Source organism: Ruegeria sp. P10 (assembly GCF_056534925.1).
The window spans coordinates 41,438-55,401 of sequence record NZ_JBQERJ010000007.1 but is presented as its reverse complement, the minus strand read 5'-3'; the positions used below and the strand labels follow the sequence as shown (position 1 = coordinate 55,401).

Here is a 13,964-nt window from a genome sequence, read left to right as displayed (position 1 = left end):
CCGGTCTGGATCAGGCCGTTGCCCCGGTCGGGTCGGTGTGCAGGATGTTATCTGCGGTCAGGCCGCTCAGATCGCTCAGGTCTTGGAACGTGGCCACGGTTTCAACGCTGGCATCGTTCGCCGCCTGGAAATCTACCTTGACCAAAACACTGTTTGTTCCGTCGGTTGCCATCACGTAAAGTTCATCGCCCGCCATGGCTCCGGCAAGACTCTCGACAGCGGCTTCGATTGTGCTGAGGTTGAGGTCTGTGAGTACCGTGCTGAGGCCGACAAATCCGGTGTTTGTGCCCAACGTGTCCCCGGTGGAAAGCAATTCGAACCCGGTGCCATCACCGCGGAGCGTATTGGTGTCCAGCCCGCGGAACATCAGTGCGTCAGTTACATCCGCAGCCGGGCCAATCGTAAAGCCAGTCACAATATCTGTACCATTGCTGGCCGGGTCCGCCTCGAAGACGACGATGTCTCGCCCTGCTGCAGAAACATCAATGGTATCGTCGCCGACACCGCCGCGCGTGATAGTGTCCGTATTCGCAGCGTTGAGCGTGTCATCACCATTGGTGCCAAACTGCACTGTCGTTGGCCCGCCATCAGACGTTTTGATTGTCAGTTCAATAGGCTGGCTGGAGTCCTGGATCGTCATCGTGAAAGTGACAAGCGGCTGAGAAAGATCTGTAAAGGTTGTCGCGGCCCCGGCAAAATTCGTCGCGCCCCCGGCGCCTGGGCTGGCCAAAAACAAATCGAAGGCGTTGTTTTCCGAAACCGATGCAGAGTTGAAGGTGACAACCGAAGGGTCAAATCCGAGCTCTGCCGTCAACGCCAGACCATCAGAGATATCGCGGTCGGCTTCGGCATAGATTGCGAACGTCACAGTAGATCCCGAGCGCCCAACTTCAGAAATCACATAGGCGGCGGGTTCGTGCGCAACGGCTTGCTCGGAAACCAGCAGCGGATCTGGTCTACCCGCAACTGTCGCCTGCGCGGAAAAGACAAGGTCATCACCTGCCTCTACTGCCGAAAAGTTGGACGCCGCGACAGCCAGCGACCAGGATCCGTCTGCGGCCACCGTTGCAGATCCGACCGAACTGCCGTTTAACGTGACATCCACCGACTGGCCGACTGACAATCCGGTCGATGACCCGCCGATAGTAATCCCGGAGGCCTTGGCATCGGCAAGACCAATCGAATTGTTGACCCCGACATCGTTCAACGTCAACAAGGGGCGAAAATCTGTGGAAAGTGAGCTGTTCGCCGCGGCCGAGCTGTTTCCGGCCAGATCGTCAACAGTGGCGGAAATGGAATAGCTCGTTCCGTCAGAGAGCATTCCAAGATCATTTGCTGGAACGGTAACTGCCCACGAGCCATTTGATGCGACGCCAGTATAGGTTTGCCCGCCGAATGTGACCGAAACGGTCTGGCCATCTTCAGCTGTGGTCGTGCCTGAGATTGCAAGATCCACGCCCCTTTCGGTCACGTCCAACACGGCACCCACAGGCAGACTGTTTATGGTTATTGAAGGTGCTGTGAAGTCAGTGGCAAAGCTTGTCGTGGTTTGATTGTGGTTTCCCGTCGCGTCCGAGATCGACGCATTGACATTGTAAGTTTCGTTGTCTTGCAGAGCAGACAAATCTGTCACGGTTGCCGTATAGGTCCAAGTGCCCCCGGTTACCGTTGCTGTTCCGGAAACGTCCGTAGTGCCGTCAGCGCGCGTGATTTCGACGGTAACAACTGTTCCGTCCGGCGCATCGGACGTTCCTGACACTGTCAGGTCGGTTCCTTGTTCAACGGCGTTCATGACGGCCCCGTCGGATACGGTTGAAATTCCGATCGTCGGTGGCGTGAAATCGGTGGTAAAGCTGTTGTTCGCTTGCAAGGCCGGATTCCCGGCAGCGTCCGAGACATCCGCGGTTACGGTGACGGTCGCCGCGTCAGAAAGACCTGCCAGATCCGAAGCAGGTACGGTTACGCTCCAATTGCCGCCAGAAACCGTTGCGCTATAGGACTGCCCGTTCAGACTGACGGTTACAATTTGTCCGTCTTCAGCTGTCGTACTGCCCGAGATGGAAAGATCCGTGGCCCTCTCGGATGCGTTCATGACAGCTCCGTCCGAGAAACTGTCGATGCTAAGCGTCGGCGCGGTCACATCCTTGGAAAATGTCACTGCGGCCTGCGGTGCCGTGACGCCACCGGCGTCGTCGACATCTGCGGTAACAGAGAAGTTGCCTCCATCCGACAAGGACGCCAGATCCCCAGCTGGCACAGTCACGTTCCAGGCCCCGCCAGATACTGTGCCGGAATATGTTTGACCATCGAGGGTTACAGTAACTTGCTGACCATCCTCAACGTTTGACGTCAGCCCGCTGATGGTCAAGTCGGATCCGGCTTCGGCTGCGTTCAGTACGGACCCAACAGGAAGCGGTGATATAGAAATGGAAGGGCCGGTCAGGTCCACGGGAACCGATACAAGAAGCGGTACTGCCGGATTGCCCGACACGTCCTCGACGGCTACCAGAACAGATGCCGGCACTCCGGTGGAAAGACTGCTCAAATCGGAATTGGGGATCGTTACACTCCAGCTTCCGCCAGAAGCGGTGCCTGTATGCACTTGTCCGTTGAACGTGACGATGATGGTTTGACCATCCTCTGCCGTGGTGGAACCGGTCAAGGCCAGGTCGCCGGCTACGTCGATCAGTTCTATCGAGCCGCCAGCCACGGGATCCAGAGAAACAGTTGGTGCAGTGAAATCAGTATCAAAGCTTCCGCTCGCCTGTGGTGCGGAATTTCCCGCCGCGTCGGCAACATCCGCGGTAACGTCAATCGTCGCGCCATCAGGAAGGGCCGAGAGGTCTGCCGCCGGGACAGTGACGCTCCAGTGTCCGTTGGATACCGTGCCCGAATAGTTTTGCCCGTTCATTGAGACGGTAACGGTCTGCCCGTCTTCTGCATCGGTTGTTCCGGTGACCGTCAGATCCGTTGCCTGTTCGATCGAATTCAAAACAGCGCCATCGGAAAACCCGCTGATCGACAGGGTTGGAGGAATTGTATCAATATCGAACTTGACGGATTCGGTTGACAGTTCCGTGCCTGAATCGTCCAGATGCCTGACTGTCACCGTAGAGACGCCTTGCGGAAGCGCATTGGCTTCGGCCGACGTGAGAGAAACGCTCCAACTGCCGTCATCGTTGGGCGTTACGGTTTTGACAAGCGAACCTATCGTGACCTCGACTGTCGATGTTCCTTCGGGTGCGGCAGCATTGGTAAGGGCGCTGTTCAATGCCGTTGACTGAAGTTCGGCCAGGTTCAGGCTGGTATAGCTCGGTTCCGGTTGGGGTTGGGGTTTAGGCTCTGGCGCGACAGGTTCCGGGGAATCGCCGCCGCCGCCGCCGCCACCTCCGCCCGCAGCGGCAGCTGCACCAGCCAGCCCGAGGCCGCCCAGCGCAGCCCCGGCGCCGCTGATTCCGCCAGCTGCTGCGCCAGCTTCAGCTGCGCTGAACTGGGCGATTTCAGCAACCGCCTCTTCTGCGATCATGATTGCGCCGCTGTCCAGGACCTGCACGTTTTCCGCCGCCACGATCATCGTCCGACCGTCAGCCATTTTCAGAAGAACATCGCCGTTTTTCAGCAACTTGGCGGAGCGCACACCCGGAATTGTCTCTGCAAACTGGAAGGCGTAAAGCTCTTCGATGGTTGCTTGTGACAAGGCAGGCAAGGCCATCAATGTTGACATGAGGCCGCCAGCCGCGCCGCGACCCGCCCAACGACCAAGCTTTCCCTTGATCCATTGTTGAACTTGAGATTTGCGATCTCCGTCCGTTGAGTCAGCCGCCGGACGGTTGTTGGCCTCAGGTGCTTTGGTCATCGTGCCCTCGCATGTGGTGTCCGCGATCACCGCAACAGGAAAGGATGTGCTGTTTGGCGTTTTGCTCATCTGTCTTTCCCATTTGTTGCCGTTGCGATCGGACCTGAAAAAATTGAGTTAAACTGAAACCGAACTTCTCGTTTTCACCACAATTCTGCTTCGGTTTCGGTCTGCTCATCTGGTCATCTTGCCGTAACTGCCAGGGGTGGCGCAGGAGGTGATGGCTGTGATGCTTCAGTTCGAAAGTGTAGTGGCAACGGGGAGCACGGCGCTCGATTCAGGTATCGGCGATACGGCTTTAAAAACGCTTAACGGGAATACGTATCTCTACACGGTGACCGGCCCGGGTGGCGGTGTCGCGGTCTGGCGGCTGGCCGACGGTGCCCTGCCGCAGCTGGTTGATACCGAGTATTACAGCGGTTCGATCACCTTCCAGGTGGGGCGCAGTGCCACGCCGATAACGCTGGCGGGAACCGAGCAGATCGCGCTGGATATCAATACTGCCACGGGCCTGGTCGGGTATGACGTGAACGCGGACGGAACGATCGGTAACCTGAAGGAAACGGGTGTGCTCAACGGCGGCGGAGATATCTCGGCCATCATACAGTTTTCACTGGGGTCTTCGGATGTCCTTGCGATGGCGCATGAGGGTACTGGCAATATCGGAACCTATCATGTGAACGCGAACGGGACGCTCAGTCTTGCGGGTTTGATTGCCGGCACGGCGGATGCCATGCAGACGTTGCGGTCGGGTTCGGAACATTTTCTGATCTCAAGTGACGCGGCAACAAACTCTGTCTCGACATATCGCATCGATTCCGGCACCGGCACGTTAACCGAGATCAACAATGACTCGGCTCTCGGAACCCTAGGTGTTTCAACCCCAACAGATGTCGAGACCGTAGAGGCATACGGCAAATCCTGGGTCGTGGTGGCAGGGTCCGGCAGCAACTCTCTCAGTGTTCTTCAATTGAGCAGCGATGGAAGTTTAAAGGCGACGGACCATGTGCTTGATACGCTTCATACGCGGTTTGAATCGGTTCAGGATCTGGCGGTCATAGACGTGAACGGTCGGGTGTTTGTGGTTGCAGGCGGCGGCGATGATGGCCTGTCTCTGTTCACTCTGACACCCGAAGGTCAACTTGTTCATATGGACAGTTTCGCGGATACGCTGGCCAGTGGATTGCAGAATGTCGAATCGCTGGCGGTTGCACATGTGGGCGACGAGCTGCAAATTCTCGTGACATCACAACAGGATGCCGGGGTGAACGTCCTGACGGTCCCGGTCGATGATCTGGGGGTGGTGCGCAAGGGGTTCGGTACCGTGAACGGGAGCGCGTCGGACGATATCCTCAGCGGCGGTATTCTGGACACGACCCTTTTAGGAGGCGCCGGAGACGACATTCTCATCGCGGGGAAGGGTGCGACGACGATGTCAGGTGGTGCAGGGGCCGACATCTTCGTGATGCAGTCCGGTAGCGGTCTGACCACAATAACCGATTTTCAGGCGGGCCTGGATCGTCTGGATATGTTCGACTACCTGCTGTTGCGGTCGCCTCAGCAACTGACCTTTACCAGCACAGCAAACGGGGCTCAGATCGAATATCGCGGCGAGATCGTGCAGATCCAATCCGCGTCGGGCGGCGCTTTGACAAGCACGGATATCTTTGGCGCAGGCTTCGCCGGACCGGATCACATCCCGGTAGATTTCGGGGACCTGGGCGGGCTGACACCGGGCAGCTCTGATGGATTGGTCGGGCAGATTACGGTGGACAGCCAGGTTGCGAATCCGGGGCTGACGGATGCGGAAATCCGGTTCACGCCGGACGGCGGGGGTACGGTATCCGCCACCGCAGATAGTCAGGGGCGGTTTGATCTGGAATTGCCCGATGGCACCTTTCCCGGAGTGCTGGACATCACCAAACACTATTCCACGGCAAGCGGGAAGATTGACGCGCTGGACGCTTTGCAAGTGTTGCGTATCTCGGTTGGTCTTGACCCGACATGGGGTCCAGCGACCGCGGAAAACCTGATAGCGGCAGACGTCAACAGGGATGGCACCGTGAACGCCCTGGATGCGCTTGCAATTTTGCAAGTCGCCGTCGGGCAGCCCACGGCCCATGACCCTGAATGGGTATTTCTGGATGAGAACGCGGACCTTTCCGGAATAACCAAGGACAATGTAACCTATCAGACGGGTGTCGATGTTGTGGCGGTGGATGGGGTCATCAACGTGGACATGACCTCCATCCTGTTGGGAAATCTCGAAGCGGCCTGAGTGCCGAAAGATATCTAGGCCAAAGCAAAGTTGTATCTTTTTTAGCGGTAAGGTGCGGATTGGCTTTTGCCGCCAAATCGACACGACCCAGCCTCAGCGCTCGGATGCCGCCCCATGACGCGGTGCTTTAGCTTTCGGCCCAAGTGTTGTCGCGCCGGCGGCTTCGTTATCTGTTCCATCCCTGTGTTTTCATTTGCAGATGGTCCAATAATTTCAATGAATTCTATCAGAATCGCAAGTTGCCTGCGATAATCGCCTGACCTTTGGAACCGATAAGCCGCTCAAATTGCTGGTCGGACAACATAGGTCTTGGCGTCGGTGGAGCAAATGTGACATAGCAGGCCGAGACTTCAACACAGAGATGAAAATTAGTAACAATGGAAATATTGGCGCTTTCCATTCCGGAAGTGAAACTGATCACCCCGAAGCGTTTTGGCGATCACCGCGGGTTCTTTGAGGAAACCTACAATGTCGACAGCTTTGCGGCACAAGGGATTCATACGCAATTCGTTCAGGACAATCATTCCCTTTCGAGCACGGTGAACACGGTGCGCGGATTGCATTTTCAGGCTCCGCCAAGAGCGCAGGCCAAGCTGGTGCGCTGCGGTCGTGGACGGCTGTTTGATGTCGCGGTCGATATCCGCAAAGGTTCGCCCACCTATGGTCACTGGGTCGGTGAGGAACTGAGTTTCGAGAACGGGCGGATGCTGTTGGTTCCTGCGGGGTTCGCGCATGGGTTCGTGACGTTGGAGCCGGAGACCGAGATCGTCTACAAGTGTTCTGATACCTACGCGCCGGAAACTGAAGGCGCGGTTCGTTGGGACGATCCCGATATCGGCATTGAATGGCCACAGAGTAATTCAGAACCCCAGCTGTCCGAGAAAGATCGGATCGCACCACTTCTGCGCGAAATTGAATCTCCTTTCGTATTCGAGGACACACAATGAAAATTCTGGTTACGGGCGGGGCGGGCTTTATCGGGTCTGCCGTTATCCGTCGTGCGATTGCCGATGGGCATTCGGTCGTCAATGTCGATGCCCTGACCTACGCGGCCTGTCTGGACAATGTTGCCTCTGTCGCGGATGCGCCGGGATACGTTTTTGAACATGCGGATATCCGGGATGCCGCCGCCATGTCGGCGATACTGGACAGACACCAGCCAGACGCGATCATGCATCTGGCCGCTGAAAGCCATGTTGACCGTTCGATCGATGGCCCAGCCGCGTTCATCGACACGAACCTGACCGGGACCTATGTATTGTTGGAAGCCGCACGCGCCTATTGGGTGGGTGCCGGCCGGCCCGAGCATTTTCGGTTTCACCATATATCAACCGACGAGGTCTTTGGGTCCTTGGGTAAAACCGGGTTTTTCACCGAAGACAGCCCATACCAGCCGAACTCACCCTATTCGGCCTCGAAAGCGGGATCGGATCATCTCGTGCGGGCGTGGCGTGAAACATACGGCCTGCCAGTGGTTCTTACCAATTGCTCTAACAACTACGGCCCTTACCAGTTTCCGGAAAAGCTGATCCCCGTTGTCATCCTCAGTGCGCTGGCGGGCAAACCGATCCCGATATACGGGAAAGGCGACAACATTCGCGACTGGCTGCATGTCGATGACCATGCCGAAGCCCTGTTGCTGGTGCTCGAAAAGGGTGAACTGGGCCGCAGCTACAATATCGGTGGCGAGAATGAGATGACCAATCTTGATCTTGTCAGAATGCTATGTTCGATCCTGGATCGCCTCAAGCCGGGTGAAACGCCCTATGCGGATTTGATCACGTTCGTCGCTGACCGCCCGGGTCACGATCAGCGTTATGCCATCGATCCGACCCGGATTCGCACCGAACTGAACTGGCGTCCCTCCTACACGCCCGAAACCGGGCTGGAACAGACGGTTCAGTGGTATCTGGACAACAGCGCATGGTTGAACGCCTTGCAGGCCCGCAGTGGCGTGGGTGAGCGGCTGGGTGTTGCCAAATGAAGGCGCTGGTGTTCGGCCACGGGGGGCAGGTGGCGACCGAGTTGCGGCGTCGCGGACAGGCGCATGGTGTCTTGGTTGAAGCTCTGGATCGCGCCGCGGCGGACCTGTCTGACCCGTCGCAATGTGCAGACGCCATCCGGCATACGGATGCGGACGTGATCATCAATGCGGCCGCCTATACGGCGGTGGACCAGGCCGAAGAGGAAAGCGACCTGGCGCAACGAATCAACGGAGATTCACCCGGTGCAATGGCGCGTGCCGCCGCGGCCCGCGACCTGCCTTTTCTGCATGTTTCCACGGATTACGTTTTTGACGGCTCTGGTCCGACCCCCTGGAACACCGATGACCCCACGGGGCCCTTGGGGGCCTATGGTCGAACCAAGCTGGACGGCGAACACCAGATCGCAGAGGCTGGCGGCCACTATGCCATTTTGCGCACAAGTTGGGTGTTTTCGGCACACGGAAAGAACTTTGCAAAGACCATTCTCCGATTGGCAGAAACCCGTGACAAGCTGACTATCGTCGCAGATCAGATCGGCGGGCCAACACCTGCTGCCGACATTGCCGAAACCTTGCTGAAAATGGCCAAGGCAGGCCTCGAAACCAAAGGGGGGGTGTTTCACTATTCCGGTGCACCCGATGCCAGCTGGGCGGATTTCGCCCGTGAAATTGTTTCTCAATCCGGCTTGTCGGTCGAAATCGAGGATATTCCAACCGAGGCTTACCCAACGCCGGCGCCCAGGCCGCTGAACTCACGTATGGACTGTTCGCGGCTGGAAAATGTGTTCGGAATCCAGAGACCCGACTGGAAAGCCGGACTGGCCGAGATATTGAACGAGTTGAAGTCAGCGACCAGCTGAACCTTGAAAGGACAGATTATGCAGCGCAAAGGCATTATTCTTGCCGGTGGGTCCGGAACCCGGCTTTACCCGATCACCATGGCGATATCGAAGCAATTGCTGCCGATCTACGACAAACCGATGATCTTTTACCCGCTGAGTGTTTTGATGCTGTCGCAGATCCGCGAAATCGCGATCATCACCACCCCCCAGGATCAGGATCAGTTTCAGCGCCTGTTGGGGGATGGCAGTCAATACGGGTTGTCCCTGACATGGATTGTGCAACCGTCTCCTGACGGTCTGGCGCAGGCTTATACACTGGCCGAGGATTTTCTGGACGGTGCCCCGTCTGCTTTGATTCTGGGTGACAACATCTTCTTCGGACATGGCCTTCCGGACCTGCTGCTCGCGGCGGATCAACTGAAGCGCGGCGGTACGGTTTTTGCGTACCGGGTCGCTGACCCAGAACGCTACGGAGTTGTGGATTTCGAAGGGAACAAAGCCCGCGCGATCGTCGAAAAACCCAAGGTGCCTCCGTCGAACTACGCGGTGACAGGTCTTTATTTTCTGGATGGCGACGCTCCGGCCCGCGCGCATGAGGTCAAACCGTCAGATCGCGGCGAGCTGGAAATCACGTCACTGCTGGAAATGTATCTGGACGAAGGTTTGCTGGATGTGCAGACCATGGGACGCGGTTTTGCCTGGCTGGATACCGGCACGCACGGGTCTTTGCTGGATGCGGGAAACTTCGTGCGAACGATCACGGAACGTCAGGGTATGCAGACCGGCAGCCTGGATGAAATCGCCTGGGCGAATGGCTGGATCGACGACGAGGCTCTTGAGGCGCGTGCGCGACTGTTCGCCAAGTCCACCTATGGCACCTATCTGAAAGGTCTTTTGAGCTAGGCCGCGAACTGTATCATGGTTACGTGTTCAGGCGGAAATTTGCACGGGCGGTAAGCTGCTTCACGCTTTGTGATCAAGGTCTGAACGGGGCTGGTCGGACATTCCGGCCATGCCAAACGCCACGCAAGAAAGCCCATTGTTTGGCGCGTTTTCTCGTAGAAAACAACACAACCGGTGACAGCATTTGCAGAAGCGCCGATGCCAGGGCTCGACCAAAAGCCATCGGGACTTCATGCTTGCGGGCGACATAAACGCGTGATTGCCCCATATACCAGCCCTTCAGGCCAGCGATGGCTGGGCTTCCCGGCGAGGATTTGCCTCTGGCGTGGCGCATCTGAGCGTTGTGGACATAGTACAGTGGCCCGCAAACGGCTTTGAGCCGCAGGCTCAGATCATCGTCCTCATGATACAGAAAGATTTCGGGATCAAACCCGCCGACCTCTTCGAACGCTTCGCGGCGGACCAGGAACGCAGCGCCGACGAGGACCGGCAATTCAAAGTCGGAATCGGCTGTTTTCCTGGGCAGGGTTTCATTTCGGGGAATGATCACACTGTATCGCCTGAAACGAGGTGCCCCTTTCCGGTCCAGAATTGCAGGGTTGAAGGCTGACGCATCCGGATGATTGTCAGCCCCCTCTTGCAACGCGTCCAATGCTCCGGGCAGCAAGTGGGAATCCGGGTTCAGAAATAAAAGCAGGTCCGTTGTTGCCTTGGCGGCACCAAGGTTGCATGCGCGGCCAAACCCGATGTTGTCGCGGCTTTCGATCAGAGTTGCGCCATGTACCTCGGCCATTTGCCGAACCGCTTCAATATCATCCGAGCCATTGTCGACCAAAATTGTCGGCACGCCCTCTGGGATGGAATTCAGCATCTCCGGCAGCACGCCACTGCTGTTGTAACAAACGCTTATGATCGTAATCTGTGACAATCCTGCCTGCCGTATCTGTGGAATGGGCCTGATCGTTACTTCCTCTCAAACACAGTTAGGGTCAACCCCGGTTACAGTACGACGGAACCGGGCTGCTGCAGCGGTCCGTGATCTTGTGCGCTCCGCGACGACAATCTGAGAAATGATTGAAATGGTTCTGCCCCTATGAAGCGAAGGCGGGAAACCGATCATCAAGCGCGGCCGGATGGCGAAGCCGCGTCAGGGGATGCAATGCCTGTTTGATCAGAGCGATAAGATTTACCTCTTTGGAAATTTTCGATTTCCGGTGGCCGTGGTGAATGAGCAGATTGTTGCCAGTCGTCGGGTTGAAACCAGTAAATCGCAAACTTCCTTGAAGGTGATATCGAAATTCCGGCGCCAACCACTTGCCGGAACGAAGGCGTTCGCGGTTCTCAGAACGTTCTGCAAATGGTTGCGGACGCAAGCCTGTGCGCTCAACACCCTGCGCGCGTTCGCATGATCTCACAGTGCCAAAGCCGTGGTTTCCAGTGATATCGGTAAGCTGTTGAAAAGCGTATCAAGCATACCTCAACTGAAGTGCGGCGGGAGCTCACGAGGTTCAACCCGACGCCCACGCGGATGCCGCTTCTTTTGCAGAAAAGGCCACGAAATAAAACCCTGTCAAAACACGGTTCTTTGAAGAAGGTTGCGTGGCGCCCTTGGTGTGAATGATCCCCGGGTGAGTGGTCATTGCCGCTGGGGGAGTTTTGTGCAACAGTGTTCTCTGAGTTGAACATAATTTGGGTACAACATCCAAAGCCTTAGGTATCGGTTTGGTATTGGGGATTGCAGAACCAGACCAAACTATATAGCAGCCGAATTGAAGCACGAAATAAGCATCACGGAAGAATTACAGTGAGCGATAGACATACTTACGAATACGACATTGACATGAACAGTGATGTAGCACCCGCACGCGTGCTGCGCATGGTAAAGCCCGGGTCCAAGGTGCTTGAGATCGGGGCCGGGCCAGGTTCGATCACGCGACATCTTTCCGGCACGTTGGAATGTGATGTTGTGGCGCTTGAGATCGACCCTTCGGCGATCGAAAAGCTAAAGCCGTTCGCACGTTCTGTGTACCCGATGGATCTCAACGATGCTTCGTGGAGTGACATAGTTCGCGAGAAAGACGGGGTATTCGACTACGTGATCGCAGCGGACGTTCTGGAACATGTTTACGACCCCTGGAGCGTACTTTCAGGCATGAAATCGCTGTTGAACGACACGGGATCGGTTATTCTTTCGCTGCCGCATGTTGGCCATGCAGCCATTGCCGGTTGTCTTGTCGATGAAGATTTCGAATACCGTGACTGGGGCCTGCTGGATCGGACCCATGTCCGGTTTTTTGGCATCAAAAACGTTCAGCACCTGCTTAATTCGCAGGGTATGAGCATTGAACAAGCCGAATTTGTGGTTCGTACGCCAGAGATGACTGAGTTTTGTCAACGCTGGAGCCGTCTGCCACAGGATGTTCAGGCCGCCTTGCAGCGCAATCGCTATTCCCATGTCTTCCAGGTCGTAAGCAGATCGGTCCCCAAGGACCGCGCAGAGAATGACATCTACCTGATGGGCCTGCCCGTCGAACGACCCGATGAAGAGACCCGGCAGCATTGGACCAACATGATGGCAGGCCTGCCCCTGTCCGAAGAGATTGATCTGCAATCGACTATCGGGCCGGTGGACGCGAGCGCCGCTTCCCGAGTCGAGCCCGGCCCACTGGCCAAGAAGAAAAAAAAATCGCTGGCGCGGCTGTTGGGGTTGAAGAAGTAATGTCCTCAAACACCGCGGATCGTCAATTCGGCAACATCAGGACAATTGCCTTCTACCTTCCTCAGTTTCATCCGATCCCGGAAAACGATGAATGGTGGGGCAAAGGGTTCACCGAGTGGACAAATGTCGCAAAAGCCAAGCCGCTTTTCACCGGGCATTATCAGCCTCATCTTCCTACGGATCTGGGGTATTATGACCTGCGTGTCCGCGAAACGCGGCTTGAGCAGATCGAGATGGCCAAGGCCAGCGGAATTGATGGATTCTGCTACCACTATTACTGGTTTTCCGGGAAAAGACTTCTTGAGCGGCCCGTCGACGAAATGCTTGCGGATCCCGAAAGCGATATGCCGTTCTGTCTTTGCTGGGCGAATGAGAACTGGACGCGCCGCTGGGATGCGGCCGAGCACGAGATTCTCATTGAGCAGAAGTACAAGCCCGAGGATGATCTGGAGTTCATCAAGTCGATCGAGCCGTTTTTCCGGGATCCCCGCTACATAACAATAGATGGCGCTCCGATCCTGATTGTTTATCGGCCGCAGCATTTGAAGAACTCGCGCAAAACCGTGCAGGTCTGGCGTGACTATTGCGCGTCTGTCGGAATTCCGAAAATCCATCTGACCTGTGCGCTTACGCACCGAAACTGGGACTATGCGTCATACGGGTTTGATTCCGGTGTGGAATTCCCGCCCCACGGCATCAACGTGCCCAACCTCTCGCCAGAAGTGGACTTGTTCGACGATTTCCAAGGCCATTGTGTTGATTTTTCTGCGATCGCAGAACAGTACCTGGGTCACAGCTATGGGCCTGAGAACAACGTTCATCGATCGGTTTTTCCGTCCTGGGACAACACGGCCCGGCGGAAGGAAAATGCCATGGTCGTTTTGAACGGAACGCCGGAAAACTATGAATACTGGCTTTCGCGGGCCTTGCACCAAACCGCTCAGGATTTCCCCGACCAGGAACGTTTCGTTTTTGTGAATGCATGGAATGAATGGGCTGAAGGATGTCACCTGGAACCGGATCGCGAGTACGGGCATGCGTTTTTGCACGCCACCAAGGCCGCTCTCCAAGGTTCAAAGCTGACCGACTGGACGCATGTGGGTGTCCCGGAAATTTCGCGCCGTGGCGAAACCACGGAAGGCATCGCGCATCCTGTTCCATATGGTGCCAACAAGCCGTTGGCCAAACGGGCTTTCCGTCTTTTGCGCGATACGGTCAGCGGTCGGTTGCTGAAACAATGGCTGTCCGCGGCCCGCACAAAATAGAAAACCACGCCGGATTGAGTTGCATGAAAGTCCCAAGTACTTGTCATGCAACTCAGTCTCGTGCTTTGCGTGAAAAAAAGGGTTTTCTTTGTCATAGTCGGCACGACGCGCCTTAGT

The 13,964-nt window shown here is 56.5% G+C and carries 10 protein-coding genes; 8 read left to right on the top strand and 2 right to left on the bottom strand.

What is annotated here, in order from left to right; translation table 11 throughout:
• Positions 1-10: 10 nt before the first annotated feature.
• Positions 11-3,925 carry a beta strand repeat-containing protein gene (locus tag ACR0FB_RS12935; protein ID WP_480621073.1) on the bottom strand — a complete coding sequence of 1,305 codons (3,915 nt, stop codon included), beginning with the start codon at positions 3,923-3,925 and terminating at the stop codon, positions 11-13.
• A 151-nt stretch (positions 3,926-4,076) separates the two neighbouring features.
• Between ACR0FB_RS12935 and ACR0FB_RS12930 the strand changes: the two genes are divergently transcribed.
• From ACR0FB_RS12930 to rfbA, 5 genes are all read left to right on the top strand, one after another.
• Positions 4,077-6,134 (top strand): dockerin type I domain-containing protein, encoded by a 2,058-nt coding sequence (locus ACR0FB_RS12930; protein WP_480621075.1) that lies wholly within the window; start codon positions 4,077-4,079, stop codon positions 6,132-6,134.
• A 377-nt stretch (positions 6,135-6,511) separates the two neighbouring features.
• Positions 6,512-7,081 (top strand): dTDP-4-dehydrorhamnose 3,5-epimerase, encoded by a 570-nt coding sequence (gene rfbC / locus ACR0FB_RS12925; protein WP_210093419.1) that lies wholly within the window; start codon positions 6,512-6,514, stop codon positions 7,079-7,081.
• The gene (gene rfbB / locus ACR0FB_RS12920) at positions 7,078-8,118 is read left to right on the top strand and encodes a dTDP-glucose 4,6-dehydratase (RefSeq protein WP_171724549.1); all 1,041 of its coding nucleotides are present in this window, start codon (positions 7,078-7,080) and stop codon (positions 8,116-8,118) included. The genes rfbC and rfbB overlap by 4 nt, the downstream gene beginning before the upstream one ends.
• On the top strand, positions 8,115-8,978 hold the full coding sequence (gene rfbD, locus ACR0FB_RS12915) for a dTDP-4-dehydrorhamnose reductase (protein ID WP_480621077.1): 864 nt from the start codon (positions 8,115-8,117) through the stop codon (positions 8,976-8,978). The genes rfbB and rfbD overlap by 4 nt, the downstream gene beginning before the upstream one ends.
• A gap of 18 nt (positions 8,979-8,996) precedes the next feature.
• On the top strand, positions 8,997-9,863 hold the full coding sequence (gene rfbA, locus ACR0FB_RS12910; RefSeq protein ID WP_480621079.1) for a glucose-1-phosphate thymidylyltransferase RfbA: 867 nt from the start codon (positions 8,997-8,999) through the stop codon (positions 9,861-9,863).
• Positions 9,864-9,936: 73 nt separating this feature from the next.
• On the opposite strand, the gene ACR0FB_RS12905 is transcribed toward rfbA, so the two are convergent.
• The gene (locus tag ACR0FB_RS12905; RefSeq protein ID WP_171636345.1) at positions 9,937-10,791 is read right to left on the bottom strand and encodes a glycosyltransferase family 2 protein; all 855 of its coding nucleotides are present in this window, start codon (positions 10,789-10,791) and stop codon (positions 9,937-9,939) included.
• A gap of 205 nt (positions 10,792-10,996) precedes the next feature.
• On the opposite strand from ACR0FB_RS12905, the gene ACR0FB_RS12900 reads away from it, so the two are divergent.
• The 3 genes from ACR0FB_RS12900 to ACR0FB_RS12890 all read left to right on the top strand — a co-directional run bounded on the left by ACR0FB_RS12900 (position 10,997) and on the right by ACR0FB_RS12890 (position 13,847).
• Positions 10,997-11,272: a hypothetical protein gene (locus tag ACR0FB_RS12900; RefSeq protein WP_480621082.1), complete on the top strand. Its 276-nt coding sequence runs from the start codon at positions 10,997-10,999 to the stop codon at positions 11,270-11,272.
• A 395-nt stretch (positions 11,273-11,667) separates the two neighbouring features.
• The gene (locus tag ACR0FB_RS12895; protein WP_210093415.1) at positions 11,668-12,582 is read left to right on the top strand and encodes a class I SAM-dependent methyltransferase; all 915 of its coding nucleotides are present in this window, start codon (positions 11,668-11,670) and stop codon (positions 12,580-12,582) included.
• Positions 12,582-13,847: a glycosyltransferase WbsX family protein gene (locus ACR0FB_RS12890; protein ID WP_480621084.1), complete on the top strand. Its 1,266-nt coding sequence runs from the start codon at positions 12,582-12,584 to the stop codon at positions 13,845-13,847. Before ACR0FB_RS12895 ends, ACR0FB_RS12890 begins: the two co-directional genes overlap by 1 nt.
• Positions 13,848-13,964 lie beyond the last annotated feature (117 nt).